This window comes from Marinomonas vulgaris (assembly GCF_018145875.1).
Classification (GTDB): Bacteria; Pseudomonadota; Gammaproteobacteria; order Pseudomonadales; family Marinomonadaceae; genus Marinomonas; species Marinomonas vulgaris.
This window is the reverse complement of record NZ_JAGSSV010000022.1, coordinates 1-23,145: the sequence shown is the minus strand read 5'-3', so window position 1 is coordinate 23,145 and position 23,145 is coordinate 1. Positions and strand designations below refer to the sequence as shown.

The window sequence follows — 23,145 nt, the reverse complement described above, 5'->3', positions numbered from 1 at the left end:
AGGAGGCTTGGTCAAAGTAGACGTTACAGGACACGCTGAATTGGTAGGCAATCTCTTGTCTGGCGGCAACAGTGTACTAGGGGAAAACCCAGGAATCGATTGGTCAACAGAAGATTCTATTATCGATTTAAAAGCGGGTGGACAGCTGTATTTAGGTGGCCAAGCTAATACGGAAGAAGGTGGTACAGTTGAGGTTGGCGGTACAATACGAGCCAATCAGCAGATTAATCTTGAAGGTGGGGCTGGACGAGATAACGACGGTATTGGCATCAAGATGCCAGGTGGTGCGAGAGTCGTCACCAATAATGATGCTGGCGAAATTTACATAAAATCGGCAGACGATGCGCAATTATTTGGACGTATCTTAGCCGGCGGTGAAGTTCAGGATCATTATGATGATCGTGGTGAATATTTAGGCACAACAAGCACTTATGGTGATGGTGCCTCAATAATCACCATAGAAGCTACCCAAGGTCAGGTTCGTTTGGGTCGTGACTTATACGCGGGCAGCACCATCGATATACGCGGTGGATACAGCGCTCAAGCAGACGTAGACAACTATCAAGATCAAGGGATAGTGGTTTATGGCACAAGTAAACTCAAAACAGGATTAGAAAACTCTACTATCAACCTAAGTGCCGCCGGCAACCTAACGGTATTAGCCGCCGCTTGGAGTAATGAAATATTTGCAGATGGGTTTATTGAGTTTTCTGATGGCGATATCAGTGATGACATCAGCTTTAATATTGAAGTCGATTTAGGCACTCACAAAGTAGCAGGTATCGTCACTATTAATCGTGAAGATACTTTAGATAACTCGGGTGCGAGTAGCTTGGTTGAAGACATTAACGCTGCACTTTATAACACCCAGTTTACCGTGATTGAATCATTAACTGGCTCACCTGCCGAAAATTCAACACAAACACTTGATGACACTCATATTCAATTACGTCTTGAAGATGGTCGCTTAAAACTCACGAGTTTCTACGAATTTACCCTTAAGCAAAGTGATTCGGTTGGTTTGGATCGTTTAGGTTTTACTCAAGTGGCCACCGAAAATGTCTCATCTAATGGCAACTATGCCCTAGATGCCAGTCAAGTTGGTTCAGTACTGAACTTAGGCAAAGCCGGTGCGGAAGGTGGTCAAGTCATCATTAATAACCACATTGTTGGATACGAAGCGATTAACTTCCTAAGTGGCAGCTCTGGTGGTGGTTTACAGTTGCAAGCGTTAGGAACATTAGAAACGCGCAGTGGGAATATTGAACTCAGCCCCATAGGGGATTCTGTATTAGAAGGAAGCTTAATCGCAGCGGGCAGTGATGCCGATATTATTATTAACGCCAGCCGCTCGATCCAAGTGAAAGGTGACCTAACTGCCGACCGTGACATTATCATCAACGCAGGAACGGGTGTAGAGGCTGGTGTCACGAGTATCTACACTCACTCCTCTTCTAGATTGTTATCAACGGGCGACAGTGGCCGTATTCTGATCACAGGCCTGAATGATGTCACCATTAACTCAAATATTGGACAGGACAACGCTGGTCTTTCAGAAGTAACCATTATCGCTGAAAGTGGCACGCTAACGCTTGCAAAAGAAGCGGGTAACATTGAAACCAGCAGTGAATTAAGCCTTAAAGGCAATAACGTTGTGATCGAGGGCGTACTGAAAAGCGTCCGAGCGACAGATAGCCTTTTGGATTACGAAGTAGAAATTCAAGCCACGCAGGATGCCTTAATCAGTGGCGATTTTGATTTGGGCGGCTCTTTGTTAATGAGTGCCGGTCGTGACTTGAGTGTCTTCAATGTCAGCATTGGTGTATCAACGGCGAGTCAGCGACTCACCGCGCAAGCTGGACGAGATATTTTAGTGGGGAATACCAACCCTACAGCAGGCGACAGTCAATCTTATGGTGCGGTTTTAGAAGCGGATCGACTATTAGAAATGACAGCGACTGGTCAAATCGTTATCGGTGCAGATGCGCAATTGTACTCAGCAGCCAATGATAGCCAAATTAAACTTAATGCCAATTCTCTGTCATTAGTTGGTAGTCTTAAAGCAGGGAGCGATTTTGATTTTGAAGCCAACACCTCTGCTTGGGCGGGTACAGATGGTATTTTGGATTTAAGAGCAGATACCGCCATATATATTGGTGGGGAAGGATTAGATGTAGCAAACGGTTATGCTCTGATTGATATCGGTGCGAACTTGCATTCTACAGGTCAAATTAAACTGCGAGCTGGGCAAGATACTGATGGTGTCGGCGTTTCGATGACCAAAGCCAGTTCTATTACATCGGACGCCACTTTTGGTGACGTTCAAGGTGATACAAATTCAAGTGTTACCATCAATTCAACCGGTCAATTACAGCTAAGTGGTGTGGTTCGAGCAGAAGATGTGGGCGCAGATGTGACCTTGTCTTCCAACTCGTTGGTTTCGATCGATAACCTCATTCATGCCAATGATCAGCTCTCCATTACAGGAGGTTCTCATACGTCCAAACTTGGTGTTTGGTTAAAACCTGTGGTGTTAGAGGGTGTTGAGTTTGTTTCTGGTGGCGTGCTGGATACAGCCGTTGGTGGTGACATTCAAATTTCAGCCAACGATGGTATTTATATTCAAGGTCAGGTCGGCCAGCTAGATGATGCACAAGCGTCTATTGTGGGCACGGCATTGATCAAGTCTTCATCTGGCAATGTCACCATATTGGGTTCGGTTGATGTATTGGATGACATCCAAATCACAGGCAAACAAATTAACGTAATGTCAGGTGGATATACCTACGCCACTGCCGACCAATCTTCGGTATTTATGCAGGCAAGTGAGTCTATGACCTTGTCCGCGGCGACATCGACAACCTCGCCGCAAAACATTCCTGCCATTGTGAAAGGCGATACATTGGTGCATTTGGCCGCGCCTTTGATGTCTATTGCCGGAGTGGTGGAAGTAACCGATTCTGCAGGTTTATTGTTATTAAATGCCGGAACGCAACTAAGCGTATCAGGAAGTGTGACCTCCGCTGGTGACATTCGTTTGCAAGCAGGGGTAAACACACAAGCTACACGGGTTACTCTTGAGAGTGCTATGGATGTAGCTTCTTTAAGCAGCGGATTGGTGCAAATTACAGATGCCGGTAATTTAAATGCCACAGGCGATGTCACCATCAAAACAGGCGGAGAATTCAAACTTCAAGCTGGTGCTGAAGCAAACGCTGAAGCAACAACGCTCAAACGTCCTATCGTCCAAGTGATCAGTGAAACCATTCAAGTTGTTACGGGAACGCGGGAAGTAGAGGTAGGAACTATTCCAGTCCCTGTAGTCAGTTGGCACACCACGTCCACTATAGAGCAAATTGATGAAGAAGATGTTGAGGTGGGCAGCGAATACCTGAGCATGGATGTGACGCTAACACAGACAGGTTATTACAATGCATCTGCACCAGAGGGAGAAAAATTTCGTGAATTCTTTATCGAAGGCATCGACTATTTCAATGATCAGGTGAATTGGGATAATGCGGGTATTGCTAGTAGTGCTACCCTTGCCGATAGAACGGCAACCCCCGTTACTGCTGTTTACACATCTGATGCTTATCGAACCTTTTCTCAACTCAATGACGCCCAGCGTCAAGCGGTTTTAAATCATCTAGGCTACATGCCTGTTTACGAGATGAGCTACTCCGATGCCATGTTATCCGGCAGTTACAAGGGAACCGCTTTTGATGTAATAGAGGGTAAACCACATTACAAAACAGGTGAAACTTGGGAAGGACCTGACTGGCAAAATGATGCCAAAGACTACTTCCACGTTAAAGTAGACGGCTGGCAAGATAAGTACGTGTACATGCAAACGGGCGCCTATGACGATATTTCTCGAATTGTCAGTCAAGGTGATCCACTCTACTTAACCGGCGATACAACACGTGATGGTGAATCCAATGGGGATTGGACGTCAGCTACTGATTTAGATGGCCTTTCTGAAAATGTTACTGTGGGGGAGTATGTAGGGCAATATCAAGATTTGGCTGGTGTCTACTACAAGCAAATACAGTCAGACTATTACTTCCCTGTAGATGGTTATCCTAGCGGTTACAATGAGCCGCATGACTATGATGATCAGGGTGAGGCTCTATGGCAGGTAAGCTATAGTCTTGATGGTCAACGTGCATTTGACATTGCTGGGCGCACCGATGCGGACATCAATATTATGGCCCGTGATCCAAATTGGTTTTTCCAGACTAGTAATTTAGAGACAGACCAAACTAACCCTTATCAGAATGGACGTTATACCGATGACTTGTACGCAGTTGAAAATTACCTCACCGCGTTAGAAACCGACACCTCATCGTTAATCCAAGATGGCGACGCGCAAACTCATGAAGAGGTTGCCTTCGAATTTAAATACTGGTCAAGCTGGAATTATAAAAGCAAGGTACGTGTTGATAATGATGATGGCTCTAACTGGGGTGATTACGATGATGAGAAAGATGTACCTAGGTTCGGGTGGACAACCATCTATGACCAAGGCAGTTGGAAAAACGATAATCGTCTTGAGACAGCTATTATGGTTGGGAATGGACACGACCGCGAATCGAAGAGCAAGTCTGGCAACTATGGGCCAAACATAACTAAGAGCAAAATTGATAGTTATATCGCTCAAGGGTACAGCCAAATTGAAGTAAAAGTGGAATACGATGATTCAGGGTCGGGTGACCGTATTCGCGCAGAATTGCGGATGCGTAAAGAATTAAGTGCAAACGTAAAAGAAGACTTTACAGATTATAACTACGATTGGACGTCTGAGTGGCATGATATTTATGATCAACGTCTTCAAACAAGCTATCAAGTGGTCTATAACGCCACAACGCTCTATGAAAAAATGCCGGTTTATGCCGAAATAACTCAAGATCTAATGGTTACCACGTTTGAAGATCAAACCGTGTGGGAAACGAAAGAAATTACTGCAGATCAAACCATAACGAGCTCTATTGTCGGTGAACAAGATGTGACTGGTGTTGGTGCAAGCTTTACCGGAAACTCAATCGAAGCGGCCAATATCACTATTCAAGCAGGTGGAAAAGCCACACTGACCGGTTTAATGGCAGCCGATAATGATTTGACGGTTTCCAGTCAAGGTCAATTACAAGTAAAAGGTATTAAGCCGACTGGGGCGGATTTTGAGTCAGAGGTTACCCTAACGGCAGGCAATGATTTAACGCTTACCTCATTGAACAACAATGTTCTCTTTTCCGATGCGGCTTATTTAACAGCAGTTAATATAGACTTAAATGCTGCGAAAGACATGACATTGCTTGGGCAGATCGGAACAGAGGCCAATGCCGATGACGGAACTCAAAACACATTAACAGTCAGCGCATCAGCAGGGGCAAACATGACCTTGCAAGCCAGTATACTGGCGGATAACTCAATCGAATTAAAAGCGGGTCAAGGCACGTCTAAAGATGGTGATATTACCGCAAATGTTAATGCGCAATTAACCACCACAGCAGATAACAGCAACATTCAATTAACGGCCGGTGTATACGGTGGGCACATCACGCTTGATCAATCAGCATTGACAGCGGGTGGCGCTTTGTCAGAAGTGACTATATCTGCTGTAGAAGGGCGCTTTGAGCAAACAGTCACGGCAAGTAAACAAGGCTTGATTACTGCGCATACTTTAAATGCCGTAGCGGATAATGCGATGCTGTTGAACACTCAGATATCGCAAGCGAATTTAGAGTTGACGGGTTCTGGCGACATTACCATGCAAAACAAAGGCACATTGACGCTTAACGAAGTTCAAGTCGCCGACGGGGCAATCGAGGTAACGAACTGGGGCGTCTTGAATGTAACGCGTGTTGCCGCGCTCGGCACATCAGATCGTAACGACATCACCCTGACGACTTACGATACGAACTCAGATACAGCCATTAATGCCGATGTGACTATTGGTACCATCACTACGGCAAGTCGTGGCGACGTGATTATTAATGCGCAAGGTACGGTTAATCGTGCCGCAGAGGGTTCGGCGGATATTTTCGCTGATCAATTGATCATTGAAGCCATGGCGCCGATTGTATTGAACACCAATGTCAACCAAGTCAGCATTAAAACGACACGCACGGGTGATGTTTCCTTGTTTCAAGACCAAATGTCTCAAGGTAATAGAGCACTCACCGTGTTTGATACCCAAGTGATGGACGGTTCTTACCAACTGGTCACCACCGGAGCGGTAACAGTAGACAGCCTGACGCTTCAGTCAAATAAATCTGGTCGCGATGTCACTATCCAAGCCAATGGCAATATTGCCGTGAATGCTTTGGTAGCAGGTATTTACCTTGAAGCGGGCGAAACGCGCACGATCGAAAATGTAGCTGGGGAGGCAGTAAACTTAACTAACACCGCCTCTGCCGGTATCGTTAATTTAACCTCTACCATAGGGTCAATCACCGAAGGCTCTAGCGACGAGGGTGTTGATATTGTCGCTCAACGCCTCAATATTTCTGCGGCAACGGGAATTGAAGGCTTAGAAGTAGCGCTCAATAAGTTGGATGCAAACACGACTAATGGGCATATTTTATTATCCGAAATGGATGGCAACCTTGAAAAAACAGCCGGTTTGGTTGTTTTAAATGCATACACCAGTCTCAACAATAACAGCCGTGTGGAAATCATTGCTGAGAACAATCTAATCGTCGATAGCGCTGCGCTTACTCGTGGAGAGTATGTGCGTTTGGAAAGTCAAACAGGCAACATCCAAGTTAAAAACCCAGAAGTAGGCAGAGGGATTGATTACACCAAGGGCATTGGCTTTAGCGCTGTTTCAGGCACAGTTGACTTATACCAATTCTTTAATGCGCCTGAGTCGATGGAATATCGAGCGGGTGAGAAATTCTTATTTGGCACAACAGCTGCCACTTTTGCTGAAAACGGCGATAAATTAACCGATGGTAATAAGCAAGGCCAATTGCCAGGTGATTTAACGTCAGACTCCATCATCATTCAAACCGGTGAAGTGTTATCGATTGATGGCACTATCACAGTCAAAGATCATTTAGAGCTGATATCAGAAAAAGACGTTCTTATTAGTGGTGATATTGTTGCTAAAGCAGGCAGCGACGAAATAGGCACCGTGATTATTCAGGCCAAAGGCAGCTCTAACTTAATTTCAGTCACTGATGTGAATGGCGTTGGTATCGAAAACCTTACTGTTAGCAGCCAAGATACCGGTTATATCAACATTAATACCACCTCGTTTAATGCGACAAACTTCGAATTGAGAGCGCTACGTGATATTTATGTGGGCTTGACTGAAGGCTGGGCTTTAAGTGGGTTTATTGGTGGCTTAAGCGACTATGATTCAGCACAAAATGTCACTTTAGATATTGGTGGTACTTTGAGCGTAACAGGTGGCATTGTTGGTGCAGAAAGTAACATGCAAATTAGTGCCGACTCGATTAGCTCCGACGGTGCATCGGTATTTATTGCAGATCATTTATCAATCACCGCTAGTAATGCGATTCAAGCCAATACATTGGTCAACAGTATCGATATCGCGTCAACCAATGCTGGTGACATAAGCATTAGTGAGGCGGATGACCTGTTTGTTATATCGATGAAAGCCAGTGATGGTGCCATCACCGTGGCCTCTGGCGGTCACATGTGGGTGCGAGATGTACAAAACACCGCTTCTGGTGACAACATTACGCTAAAAGCGGGTAAAAACCTGTACATCGATAGCGTTGAAGCGGCAACAATTGAAGGCGCCAACAAGTCGTCAGGCATTATCACGCTAGATGCAAAAGGCACCATCTATGAGTTGCCTGCTATTGTTTCTATCGAGGGTGTTAAGCAGGGTTCTGACAGTGATAGTGGGTGGGAGGCTTTTGTTGATCAGGATGAAGGAACACCAACCGTCACAGCCAACAAGTTAGCTTATGATAACGTCGATGCGGATGCCTTTGCTTATAAAGTCGTGTTACGCCAAGGCATTGGTTCTGAGAATTACACAGAACTAGTTTCTGCTTCAGACAAGGGCACAAATACCTCCATTGAAGTGCGTACTACCTCTTCCGGTAACAGCATTACCAGTTCGAAAACAACGCAAACCACTACTGGCTTGGCCAATGCGGGCGGCGCAGGTGGTTCAACGACAACAGAGCTTATTCAGGAAGCGGGAAGCGATCGTTCCCAAGAGAGTAAGTTGCGCTTTAGTGCCGCTTACACGCCGGTGGCTGGCACGCAATTCTCAGTCATGCTTGACGGTGAAGAAATCAGAGTTGCCGTGAATGACAATGTTAATGACAACGTTGTTGAAGCTAGTTTGACCAGCTTAATGAATGCGTTGGCTTATAAACTAGAAGCTCAAGCTTCTATTCTAACGGCGACGGTTAACTCAACTACGAATGAAATTAATGTTACTGGCGAATTAAATCAAAGTTTCACATTGAGTTCACCGAGTGTGATTGAAACGGAAAATCAAAATCTAACCGAGTATATGGTTAACGGTCCAGTAGTGGTAACGGAAGCAGGAAATCTGCAAGCGCAGCAATCTGAAGTGATTTTTTCGGTTCATACCGTTACAGCAGGAACCGAATACTCCCTCAGCTTTAGTGATGTCACTGCAACAAACGATACAGAGACAGTGCTCCATCAGGCACAAACGATTACCTATGTAGCACAAAGTGGTGATGTCCTCACTGATGTTATGGATGGCTTGGAGGCACTATTAGTCAGTTCGCATTCGTTGTTTGGTGAGACGAATATTACGTTTGATACTGATACTCGCACACTGACGCTAACGGCGAACACTGAAAACCAAGAATTTACCTTGACCAGCATAGTGAAACAACCAAGCCAGGTGAGCGACGATGCTGTTTATAGCGTTGAGTTGAATGGTTCAACTTACATTGTATATGGCAACGAAGTAACACCGACAGGTGTGGCAGGAGCGGTGGGTAATACGCCGGTAGCAACTTCATCTACGGCTACTTCTCAAACAGATGTTATTACCTTCGGTGATGTTTCACCAAAAATGGGCTATCAATATCAAATTGAGGTAGCGGGTGAGTCTTATTCTGTGGTGGTAGGAGAAGGGGATCCAGCTGTGACGGCAGATTGGGGTTCCGTTTTAGGCCAATTTAAGTCTCTCATTGCCACGAACGATAAATTTGATACAGACAGCATCAGTGTTGATGCGTCGGCACGCACCCTAACGATTGTCACGAAAGCTGGGGAGTCGAGCTTTACTTCGGCGTCGAATGTGGCGGTTAAACACGCGCAATTACCAGCTGGAGACAGCTTATCTGAGCTCAATGGTATTTTGAGTGCACAAAGCGGAGTCGCAACCACTTTTGATGGCCAAAGCATTAGCTTACAAACCGCTACGGCATCCCAGCCTCAATTATCCTTAGTGGCCTTTGATACAACTATTGATTCGACAAAAACTTATCAGGTTATTATAGACGGCACGGTTTACAGCGCGCTTGGATCTGAAAGCGCAACAGTAGCGAATATTCTTACTCTATTAGTAACAGCTATGGAGTCAGATGGCTTTACTGTGACGCCAGACAACGATGCTGGCACCTTGCTGATCAGTAAAGGCAATAATCAAGATTTCGTGATTGAGGTAGCGGGGAAATTTGACCCTAGTTTGGCGGTAGCTTCTGCGCCACAAGCAGCGGGTTTGAGTGCCACGGAATTACAAGAACTCTCCTTTAACGCTAGCGAACCAATTGTTGCGGGCGATGTACTGAACTTCGAGCTTCAAAATGCGGACAACACGACCTTAGCCACCATATCGGTAACGGCGGTATCGGGCGATACCCAATCGACCATGATTGATAAGCTCGTCACTGCGATAAACGAGTCTAGCGCCAATACCAGTGTAACAGCGTCCAACGTTGATGGTGTGTTAACTGTGGTTGCAGATCAGATTAACACGGCATTCAACATCGTTGGTGTGGCTGTAGAGCGTACTGTGGTGAATACCGTATCCTCTGTCGTAGCCGCATCCACCCAACAAACGGCAGGCAGCATACAAAAACAAGAGTCTAGCGTCACCTTTAGTGGCAGTGCTTCAACGGCTATCACCTATTCGGTAACGCTTGGCACCACCACATACAATGCTAGCGGCTCAACATGGGACAGCATATTAACCAGCCTTAAAAATCAAATTGATGCTGATACTGATGCTGTGGCTACCGTAACGGCAACGGACACCAATGCCCATTCCTTAACGTTAACCGCCGATGCCAATAATACGCCATTCACATTAACGTCCAGTGTGACGATTGAGAATCTAGCGACTTCGTCAATTAATGGCGACTACGTATTGATTTTACCAGAGCGCTCTGCTGGAAACTTTGCGTTGGAAGCGAAAGGCTCTCTGTCTGTTGTGAGATTACCGACTACCCCAGCTTCAAACGAGACAATCAACTTAAGCGCTGGTCATTATAAAGGCACAACTTCTGCAGATAAGGATTTAGTGGTTGTAGAAGCCATCAATGTTGGCAGTGGCGCAGTGAACCTAAAAGCCACGGGCGGGGTAGCGCTTGGTGGTTTAGTCACGGCCAACAGCCTAGACATCGAAGCCAAAAACGATTTGACCATCACTACAGATGTGAACAATCTAGCCATCAAAATGACCGGTTCGGGCAATGTCACCGTTACTCAATCAAGTGATTTAGTGATCTCTGAACTCGATTTGGCAGGTGGCGATGTGTTGCTTGACGTTGACGGCGATATCACCATCAACAGCTTTACCGGTTATGGTGGTCAACTCACCATTAAAGCCACTGGTACCGTCACATTTGCAAACCCAACTGCAGCGGCCATGGAAAACATGACCATTGAAGCGGGTGGTGCTGTAACGGGTACTATTAATACTGATCGTTTAAGTGTCACTACCACTTCCGGTGTTGTGAGCCTTAACAATACTGGCGAAGTCATCGTCGACACCTTGTCCAACGGTGGCAAAGCCGTTGAGCTTAATTCCACCGGTGCCATTACCTTTGACGGCGCGTTAGATTTATCAGGTGAGGCGAGCTTAACGCTTAACACCTCGGCGGGTGCAATTAATCTAAATAATACAATCAGCTCTGTTGATGGGGCGATTAACCTGACAGCGGCGAGTGATTTGGTGTTGTCAGCGGATGCAGACATTAGCTCGGTATCAGGTGCCTTAACCATGGACGCTGGCACAGGTGCATTGACAATGGACGATCAAACCATTGTTGAAGCCGGTACTGGTCAAGTCAGCTTAACGGCTGATAGCGATATTACATTGGGTAAAATCAGCACGACTTATGTAGGTGATTTCACCATCGATGCGGGCGGTGCCGTGATCGACAGTGGTGATGGTCAATTAGACATCAATGCAGCCAATGCTAATTTAGTCGTTACAGCGGCTGATGGTGTGGGTTCTGGCGATACGATTGAAATGAACGTCGCCAGCTTGGATCTTACCAACTCAGGCTCAGCTGGGAACATTCAATTAGAAAATACCTCAGCGTTAGACATCAGCAAAGTAGCACAAAGCTCAGACGGTTTGATTGACATCAGCACGCTAAATGGCTCGATGCAAATCCTTGAAAATGGCATCACCGCTAGCACAGGGTCAATCACCTTATATGCGGCGGGCGAAGCCTCAACAGTGAATTTACAAGCTGACATCAGCACTATCACTGCAGACAACAACACCATTGCGATTACCGCAGAAGGCGGCAACATCACCTTGGGTGCGGGCATACGAGTGAACGGTTTGGGTGACATTCGCTTGTCTACCCCTGCTGGCTCGATTTTGAATGATCAAGACTATTTAGTGAACACTGACTGGCGCATGGTCGGAGCAAATTTTGACTCTGAAATTGAGTGGGCGCTGTCAAACGGTAAGTTTGTTGTTGATACAGCAACGGGTGCCATCACCACGGCTAAAATTGAAGCCTATCAAGTGGCCAATCACTTAGCGAACAATCAAGTGTTGCGTAATGCTGGTGGGGCTTATTTGCAGACTGGTGGTCAGTTAATAATGACGGCTAAAGAACAAATTGGACAACAAGTATCCGGTTTTACTTATAGCCCAATGGCGATCGTCATCGATGCGGCGCAAGTCACAGCATCCAGCTCCGAGCGCCAGAATGTGTCCATCCTTGCTACAGGTGAAGTGGCAGTCGTTACCGATGCCAAAGCCACCGGCTCAAAGGGTGGCTCAACCGATATTCGTTCTTTAAGTGGCAGTCAAACTATCTCTGCATCAGTCGATGCGGGTGGTGACGATATCTCTCTTGTGTCGAATACCCTAGAAATTACCGAAGATATTCGTTCCTCGGGTGCTGTGTTATCGGTTAAAACAGTCGATACGGAGCGTGCCATTTTATTGGGCGACTTGACTGCAACGAGTTCCTTTACAGAGAACGAATTGTTACACCTAGACAACACAGAGATTGGTCGCTTACAAGATGGTTTCTCAGACATCATTGTAGGCGACTATAACTCCAGTAGTATTATCTACATTGGCGATGAGACTGGCACCAGTGCCGATGTTGTAGTGCAAGATAACTTGATTTTACGTAACCCTATAGCAGGCGGTAAAATTTATGTTAACTCCAATCTTATTCTGAACGGCAACTCGTCTTTGATCGTCGATGGGTCTGGGCATACCTATGTGTTGGCGGCAGACACCAGTGCCACAGACAACGTTACTATCGGAGACTCGGTAGAGGTTGTTGGTTCATTGTCAGATTCTGAGCGTGTGATGACGGCAGGTTCTGACGGTTCTGGCGCGATGCAAATTGGCTCTTCTTTAAACCATGATTTAAATGGTAACGCAGATGGCATTAACGATGAGCTAGTGCTTCAAGCACCAGGGAACATTACTGTTTCTACAAAAGTCGGTAACACCGATGCTCTGGAAAAACTGACAATTAGAGGCCTTGGTGAAGGCCTGTTCGCTAATTCGGTTGCTTTTGACCAAGAGGTCAAAGTGGATGGCGACTTGGTGATTTATGCAAAAGGTACAGTGACCTTTAATCAAGCGATCACATTGAACAACGGTGGTAGTTTACTCATCTATGGCGCTGAAAGCGTCGTGTTTAAGGAAGGCGTCAATCTAGTTGGTGGTGGCAATATGCTGGTGGAGGGTAATGAAATCAGCCTTATAGGCGGCCAAGAGTCCATTGTTGGCACGGGCACGGTGACCTTGCGTACGGCAAACATTGGTTATGGTATTGAGTTGGGTACACCACCTTCAAGCGTTACATCCAATACCCTCAATATTGATAACACTGAAATTCAAGCGTTTGCCGATGGCTTCACGAAGATCATCATTGGCCATCAGGATGTTGACGGCCATGCGAAAGACGGGTCAGGTAACATACGTATTGGTGCTATGAACGCCTCTCAGCAACCTACGTTGCGAGACACGCTGGAAGTGTACGGCAGCAATATTACAGTAGAAGACTCCTCCAATAAGGAATTTGTCTTACAAGTATTGGGTGACATTACCTTAGATGCGGTGAACAACATCACCATTACCAACACCATGGAAGCGTCTAATGCAAACAATACGGCGTTATCCAATATTACTCTGTACTCTGAATCTGGCTTGATCACTCAAGCAAGTAACGCTTCTGACACAGAATCACAAGAACTTATTATTGCTAACAACCTAACGGTAACAGCCGAAGATGGTGCATCACTTTGGTGGACCGCGATCAACACCTTAGATGTGGTTAACACGGGCGACGGTGATATCCGCGTGCATACGCAAGCGTTTGATACCTACATTGATACAAAAGATGTGACCAGTGACTTGTCCATTAAACGTCTCCATCAAACAAGTACGTCTGGTTCAGGTGATATGGTGATCAGTACGGATAATGGCAACATTACCGTATTGGATTCAGCCAGTGCTGGGTCTGGCATAATCAGCTCTGGGTCTGGACTGGTTACCTTAGTTGCTTCCAGTAGCGCCAATGCTTCTGGGCAAGACCCGACACTCAGTACCTACAAGCGTGTGGACGACGGCAAGACCATCACGATCAATCAGGTGATCACCACAACGACTGGTGCGATTACCTTATTGGCCGATGGGGCGATTACCAACAGCAATGCGGGAATCATCAGTGCAACGGGCGCAGGTAACATCACACTGACTTCTCAGTCTGCGAATATCGCACAAAGCGGTGATGTGACCAGTGTGGGTGGCTTAATTACCTTTTCGGCAGACACGCACATCACTATGGCTGACGGCGTGACAACCAACGCCAATGCCGGCTCGGTGGCGTACACCGCCGGTCAAAACATTACCCTAAGCACAGTCAATGCCCAAACCGCGATCAGCTTAACCGCGGGTAACACTGCAGGTACAGGTGTCGGTCAAACGGGTTATATCCACGCGACATCAGGCTTTAACGGCACGTACAACTTATCAGGTGAAACGGCGACCGTCACTTTGACTGCCGATAACGGCATGGGTGAATCTGGTACCGCGCTGAAAACACAAATTGGTGGTTTGACGGCAACCAACACGAATAACGGTGGCCTATTCATTACAGAAAGCACCGATTTAAGCGTGTTAAGCGGCGGCATCGATATGAGCGGCACCGACGGCGATGTGGTCTTAACTATGACCGGCGGTGGTTTAACGACGGCCGGTAATATCATCACTACCGGCACAACGGGCAACGTTCGTCTTGATGCGCAAGGTATGAATAAAAACCTCACGCTCAATAACACTATTCAATCAACAAAGGGCTATATTAGTTTACTGGCACAACACTCGGTCATCATGGGCAATGGTACTAATGCGTCTTTGATCAGCACCTTAGCGGCCGGTCAAACCATTGATATTCTGGCAACCTCTGGTGCGATCACCATGGCAAGTAACGCCACCGTAAGAACCAACGCCGGTAATGCGCGCTTTGATGCCGCGACCAGCGTGGCACTGGGTAAGGTAGACCTTAGAGCCTTTGCGGATCGTAATGCGAACCCTGCCACCCTAACGAGTCAGGCTACTTGGGGCTCTTTAGCGGTCAACGCGACAAGCGGCACCATTACAGACGCGGCTGCTGACAGCGACACAGCCGTTGATATCTTTGCGAACAGCGTACGTATGAGTGCCGGTGAATCCATCGGTGCAGGTGCAAATCATCTAGAAACCGAAGTGCAAAACATGGCTTTGTCTGTTGCTGAAGGCGGTATTTACGTCACCGACAGCACAGCACTGGAACTATCTAGCGTCGATGATGTGGTCGTACAACGTGTGGCTGCAACAGGCATCGCCGCTAGCACCACAGCGGGCTCAGCTTTAGATGGCGCAACGGTAACAACGGATTCCAGCGATGCAATTAACGACGATGTCGTTCTCATTGCGATAAAAGGCGCCTTAACCTTGTCGCAAGCACTGAGCGTCGCGGGCAACGGCAATATCTTGCTGCAAGCACAAAATGGCGCACTGGATATCGATCAAGCTATTAGCACGGCAACGGGTCATATTAGTTTGTTAGCCAATGGCTTAATGGACTTTGCCGCAGACGCCGATGTCACAACGGGCACAGGTGGTACAAGCGGAGACATTAACGTCCAAGTAAGTGGCATGAATAACACCCTAACCATGGCAGACGGCACTGTCTTTACCACGAATGAAGGTCAAATTCGTTTAGCGTCGACAGGTAACATCACAGTAGGGCAGTTAGATGCACGCGCTGAAACGGATCGCAGTGGTTCTGGTGCCCCTGCTTTGACATCGCAAACTACTTGGGGCGAGATCAGCTTGATCAGTACCGCCGGGGCGATACTGGATGCTGGAGCAAATGCCAATACAGGCATCGATTTATATGCCAACACGGTACGTTTGGCAGCAGCCACTTCTATCGCCGCATCTGATCGTCATTTGACACTTGAAGCGACTCAATTAGCGGCCGAAGCAACGACGGGTGGGCTGTTTATTACTGAGCAAACAGACCTGTCTCTGGCAGTGACGGCTATCAGCACCAGTCTAGTCAAATCAGACGGCACACTAGTTAATTCAGATAACACAGGTTCTGTCTCTACAGATGCCAGCCTATCGAACGTAACGTCTGGCGCAGACCTTGTGTTGGTAGCCACAGCGGGTTCTATCACGACCACAGCGACAACAGGCGCGGTTACCGCAGCCGGTAACTTATTACTAAGTGCAGGCGGTTCGACTTCTGACTTGACATTGAACGCAAACGTCACCAGCAGCGCAGGGCACATCAGCCTGTATGCAGGTCAAGACGTGTTGCAAAAGGCCGATGTAACTATCAGTGCAACGGCAGAAGATAAAACCATTGATGTCTTAGCGGAAGATAATGTGACCATGTCTAATGGCGCTAGCATCACCACGAACAACAGTGATGTACGCATTGAAGCCACGTTAGGCAATATCACCACAGAGATCATCTCTGTAGGTACTGGAAGTACTGAAGGCCGCCTGAATCTAGTTGCCGGTGCAGACATTACTGATATCGATGGCGACAGCTTAATCACGGCCAACGGCCTAATGATGACAGCAGGCAGCGGCATCGGCAGCAGTGCCAACGTGTTTAACACAGCAGTCGGCACACTAGCGGCCAGCGCAGCAGCCGACGGTATCTTCGTCACAGAAACCAGTGGTTTGACCATTGGCGACGTAACGACGACTGTGAACCGTGTTTCAAGCGATGCGACTACCAGCAGCGAATCAACCAGCGGCACTCAAGAAGACCTAATCACCAGCGCCAACGGTGCTTTGGTTATCACGGTGACTTCTGGTGATCTAGAGATCAATGGCGGCACGACAACAACCGATAGTTCGATTAATGCAGAGGGAACCGGCAACGTTCGCTTGCAGGCCGTAGCTGGTAACCTAGATTTGAACAGTGGATTAAACGCAGGCTCCGGTCATATCAGCGTGGTAAGTAATGATACTTTCACTCAAAACGCTAACATGACGACAACGGGTGCAGGTACGATCGATGTCAGAGCTAACGTGATCGACATGAAAGATGGCGCGGTGACCAGCAGTGCGAACAAGATTCGTTATGTGGCAAGCACCACGCTTGCTCTGGGTCAATTGACCACAGCGGGTAATATCAGCCTAAGCGCCAGCAGCATTACCGATGCGAACGGTGACACTAATAACCTAACAGCCGATGAATTACGCATCGTGACCACAGGAACTGATGCAGGCAATGGCGCAGGTACCAGTGCGAATCACCTAGAACTGAACGTAGCGAAACTGGCGGCAGACGTGAAAGGCACAGGCACAGGTGGCTTGTACATCACCGAAGCAGATGCTCTGCAAATCGGCACCTTGAGCGCGATTAACGTCAATCAAGTTGGCACCGATGGCACCCCATTAACGGCGACAACTGACGCTGCACAAAGCAATCTCAACAGCGCCGGTAACCTTGTAATTGTTGCCGCGGGTAGCATAGAAACAGCAACGGTTGCTAACGGTGGAGCTGTAAGCGCAGCTGGTAATTTATTGCTGCAAGCCAATGGCACGAGTTCTGATTTGACCTTGGGTGGTACGGTTACCAATACGGCTGGCCATACAAGCTTGGAAGCAGGCCAAGACATCTTGGTCAACGCGAACATCGGTGCGACAACGCTGAATCAAACCATTGACCTGAAAGCCGGTGACGACATCATCATGGCGGCTGCAACGAGCATCACGAGCAATAAAGGTAATATTCGTTTAGAAGCTAATAATGCCAATGCGACTGACGATACGACAGCTAACGGTATCGCGCTGCGCACTATTACTGCCGGTACGGGCAACGTTGCGTTGATCACTGGAACATCAGGCTCTATTGTCGATGCGGCCAATACAACGGATGCCAACATCACCGCAAGTGGTCTGATCATGACGGCAGGCGCTGCGATTGGTTCTGGTGCAAACCACATCGATACTACAGTCACTACCTTAACCGCTAACGCGGGTGCTGGTGGTGTGTTTGTCACAGAAAGCGACACGCTTATTGTTAATACTGTTGACTTCGACGTCAGCCGTGTGAACGCACAAGCGGGTGTGGCGGATCAAAACAGTGCTCAAGAAGACCTAACAGCCGATGGCGCAATCGTGCTAACGGTTAACACAGGTGGTTTAACGGTCAATGATGGCACTGACGGGTCAGCGGGCGTAACAGCGACAGGCAGCGGCAATGTGCTTCTGAATGTCACTGGTCAAATCACACTGGATGCGGGATTAAACGCAGGCTCCGGTCATATCAGCGTAGTGAGCAGTGATACTTTCACTCAAAACGCCAACGGTGACATGACGACAACGGGTGCAGGTACGATCGATGTCCGAGCCAATGCGATCGACATGAAAGATGGCGCGGTGGCCAGCGGTGCGAACAATATCCGTTATGTTGCAGATACGACGCTTGCTCTGGGTCAACTGACCACAGCGGGCGATATCAGCTTAAGCGCCAGCAGCATCACCAATGCTAACGGTGACACTAATAACCTAACAGCCGATGAATTACGCATCGTGACCACAGGAACCGCCGATGGAAATGGCGCCGGTACTAGCACCAATCACCTAAAGCTGAACGTGGCGACATTGGCGGCAGACGTGAAAGGCACAGGAACCGGTGGCTTGTACATCACCGCAGCAGATGCTCTGCAAGTCGGTACTTTAAACGCGATTAACGTCCAACAAGTTGGCACCGATGGCACCACATTAACGGCGACAGCTGATAACGCACAAAGCAACCTCAACAGCGCCGGTAACCTTGTTATTGTCGCTGCAGGCAGCATTACAACAGCAACGGTTGCTAACGGTGGAACTGTAAGCGCAGCTGGTAATTTATTGCTGCAAGCCAATGGCACGAGTTCTGATTTGACCTTGGGCGGTACGGTCACCAACACGGCTGGCCATACTAGCTTGGAAGCAGGCCAAGATATCTTGGTCAACGCGAACATCGGTGCGACAACGCTGAATCAAACCATTGACCTGAAAGCTGGTGACGACATCACCATGGCGGCTGCAACGAGCATTACCAGTAACAACGGTAATATTCGTTTAGAAGCGAATAATGCCAATGCGACTGACGATACGACAACTAATGGTATCGCGCTGCGCACTATTACTGCCGGTACGGGCAACGTTGCGCTGATCACTGGAACATCAGGCTCTATCGTTGATGCGGCCAATACAACGGATGCCAACATCACCGCAAATGGTCTGATCATGACGGCAGGTGCTGCTATCGGTTCTGGTACAAACCACATCGATACTACAGTCGCGACCTTAACCGCTAAAGCGGGTGCCGGTGGTGTGTTTGTCACAGAAAGCGACACGCTTATTGTTAATACTGTTGACTTCGACGTCAGCCGTGTGAACGCACAAGCGGGTGTGGCGGATCAAAACAGTGCTCAAGAAGACCTAACAGCCGATGGCGCAATCGTGCTAACGGTTAACACAGGTGGTTTAACGGTCAATGATGGCACTGACGGGTCAGCGGGCGTAACAGCGACAGGCAGCGGCAATGTGCTTCTGAATGTCACTGGTCAAATCACACTGGATGCGGGATTAAACGCAGGCTCCGGTCATATCAGCGTAGTGAGCAGTGATACTTTCACTCAAAACGCCAACGGTGACATGACGACAACGGGTGCAGGTACGATCGATGTCCGAGCCAATGCGATCGACATGAAAGATGGCGCGGTGGCCAGCGGTGCGAACAATATCCGTTATGTTGCAGATACGACGCTTGCTCTGGGTCAACTGACCACAGCGGGCGATATCAGCTTAAGCGCCAGCAGCATCACCAATGCTAACGGTGACACTAATAACCTAACAGCCGATGAATTACGCATCGTGACCACAGGAACCGCCGATGGAAATGGCGCCGGTACTAGCACCAATCACCTAAAGCTGAACGTGGCGACATTGGCGGCAGACGTGAAAGGCACAGGAACCGGTGGCTTGTACATCACCGCAGCAGATGCTCTGCAAGTCGGTACTTTAAACGCGATTAACGTCCAACAAGTTGGCACCGATGGCACCACATTAACGGCGACAGCTGATAACGCACAAAGCAACCTCAACAGCGCCGGTAACCTTGTGATTGTTGCTGCAGAAAGCATTACAACAGCAACGGGCGGCGCGGTTACCGCAACCGGTAACTTGTTGTTAAGTGCAGTCGGATCAACCTCCAACTTGACGTTGAATGCCAACGTCACCAGCAGCGCAGGGCACATCAGCTTGAATGCGGGTCAAGACGTGTTGCAAAACGCCGATGTCAGTACGACAACATCAGGCAACACCATTGATGTCTTGGCTGGGCGAGCGATCACCATGGCCGATGGCACTCAGACAACAACCGATAATGGCAATATCCGTTATGCAGCTAAACCTACAGGTGCGTCAACAGCCTCTAATATCCTAACCATATCAAGCTTAAATGCGGGCACTACGGGTGATATCAGCCTGGTGGCTGGCAGCATCTTAGATGGTGGCGATAGCCATGTAGACATTATTGCCGACACATTACGTCTAAACGCGACAGTGGGTATAGGCAACGATGGCTCTGCTGTAAATGCCATCGACACCACCGTAAACACACTCACCGCGAGTTCACGAGTCAACGGTGTGTTTATCAACGAAACCGATGCTTTAACCATTGATACCGTCGCAGCCATTAGCGTTAACCTAGTGAAATCCGATGGCACCGTGACGGATTCAGTGAGAACCGATGCAACTCAAGAAGATGTGACGACCACATCTGGTGGTTCGGTGGTGATTGAAGCCAACGGCTTAACAGTTAATAAAGGTACTTCTTCAGCTAATAATCGAGCGATTAACGCAGATGGATCAGGTTCTATTTTGCTGAATGCGGGTGAAGGCAACCTCAATATACAAGGTCAAGTGGTCGGTGGAACAGGTAATATCCATCTAATCGCGACCGTAGAAGAGGGCGTTACTGACTCAGGAAACATTTTATTGTCAGGTCTTGCGGGTGTAATTACCACCACAGGCACAACGGTTTACGCTCAAGCTGGAAACGCAATCACCATGACCTCTGGCTCAAGCATCTCCACCTCGGGTGGTGATGTACGCCTAGACGCGGTGAATGACATCAACCTAAGCTTGATCAACGCTGGCACTACTGGCGACGTGGCGCTGAACAGCACCGAAGGCCAAATACTGGACAACCAAGCACCAGTCACGAGCACCAACGTGATCGCAAAAGGCTTGTCTATTAATGCGCATGAGGGTATGGGTGAAGGCAGCAACGCGATCGAAACTACCGTTACTACATGGGCACTTAACTCGGCTAATGGTAGTGTATTCGTCCGAGATACCAGCTCAGTGACAGTAGGCTCAGTCACGGTAGACGTGAAATCAATAGATAATAGTGGTGTTGCGAGTCCTGTAACTTCGACACTATCGGGTGTGACCACAGCCGCGGGCGATATCGTATTAAATGCGAAGACTAATCTTAGTGTTTCTGCTGATATTTCATCAACCGGTCGCACCATCTCCCTAGACGCTGAATCTGGTGCTCTGACGATAGCAGGAAGCACGACCGTTACAGCGACCAACAGCTCAGCGCGTTTGAACGCCGCCACCAACCTAACAGTGGGTAATGTGGTGGCAGATAACGTGAGCTTGGTTGCAGATACCGGCAGCATCATTAATGCCGCGAGCAGCACCATGAACGTCACGGCGACTAACCTACGTTTGAATGCTAAAAATGCCATTGGCACAAGTGATCGTCACTTGACCACCACAGTAGCAACCATCAGCACAGTAAGCGGCACAGGCACTTTTATAACGGAAACTGACAGCATCAGCGTTGGCAGCGTTGATTTGACCATTGGCACAATGAACACGAGTGGTGTCACTACTTCAACGACAGACGTGGCACAATCTGGCCTGACCAGTGGAGCACAATTGGTCATGGTTTCTGGTGGTAACTTAACGGTAGCTTCTGGTCATGAAGTCAAAGCGTCTGGCAATGTCTTGCTAGCCACCACGGCAGCGGATCTGGTTCTGAACGCCAACGTGACCAGCAGCGCAGGGCATATCAGCCTGAACGCCGCACAAGACGTGTTGCTCAACGCAACACTGAACACCACTGGCACAGCGAAAACTGTCGATGTGTTGGCGGCCAATAATGTGACCATGTCCAACGACGCGACCATCACCACGAACAACAGTGATGCGCGTCTTGAAGCGAACTCTGGCAACATCACGACCGAGATCGTTAACCTGGGCGCAGGCAGTTTGAATCTCATTGCCGGTGCAGACATTAATGATATTGATGGCGACAGCTTAATCACCGCCAATGGTTTGATGATGACCGCTGGCAGCGGCATTGGCATCAGCACTAACGTGTTCAACACCGCGGTCGGTACCTTAGCGGCCAGCGCAGCAGGCGACGGTATTTTCGTTACGGAAACCAACGGTCTGACCATTGGCGACGTAACGACCACCGTGAGCCGTGTTGCCAGCGATGCAACAATCAGCAGCACAGCAACCAGTGGTACGCAAGAAGATCTTGTTACCACCGGCAATGGTGGCTTGGTGATCACGGTAACGGCGGGTGACTTAACGGTTAATGCGGGTACGAATGCAGGTAACGGCATCGCGGCGTCTGGCAATGTCTTGTTGAAAGCTAATGGCACAAGTTCTGATTTGAATTTGAACGCCAACGTGACCAGCAGCGCAGGCCACATCAGTTTGAACGCCGGTCAAGACGTGTTGCTCAATGCAGCACTGAACACCACAGGCACAGCGAAAACTGTCTATGTGTTAGCGGCCAATAATGTGACCATGTCTAACGGCGCGACCATCACCACGAACAACAGCGATGCGCGTCTTGAAGCGACTTCTGGCAACATCACGACCGAGATCGTTAACCTGGGCGCAGGCAGTTTGAATCTCATTGCCGGCACTGACATCCTGGACATCGACGGCGATAGTTTGATCACCGCCAACGGCTTAATGATGACCGCAGGCAGCGGCATTGGCATCAGCACCAACGTGTTCAACACCGCGGTCGGTACCTTAGCGGCCAGCGCGAAGGCAGACGGAATTTTCGTCACCGAAATCAATGGTCTGACCATTGGCGACGTAACGACCACCGTGAGCCGTGTTGCCAGCGATGCGACGGACAGCAGCAC

Annotated in this window: 1 protein-coding gene (only partly in view); it reads left to right on the top strand. The window is 48.4% G+C overall.

Features of this window, described 5'->3' with window-relative positions; genetic code table 11:
- The coding region annotated (locus J9B83_RS13145; RefSeq protein ID WP_211537296.1) for an LEPR-XLL domain-containing protein crosses the window boundary (this coding region is incomplete at its 3' end): on the top strand, window positions 1-23,145 show 23,145 of its 40,586 nt. The annotated region extends 17,441 nt beyond the left edge of the window.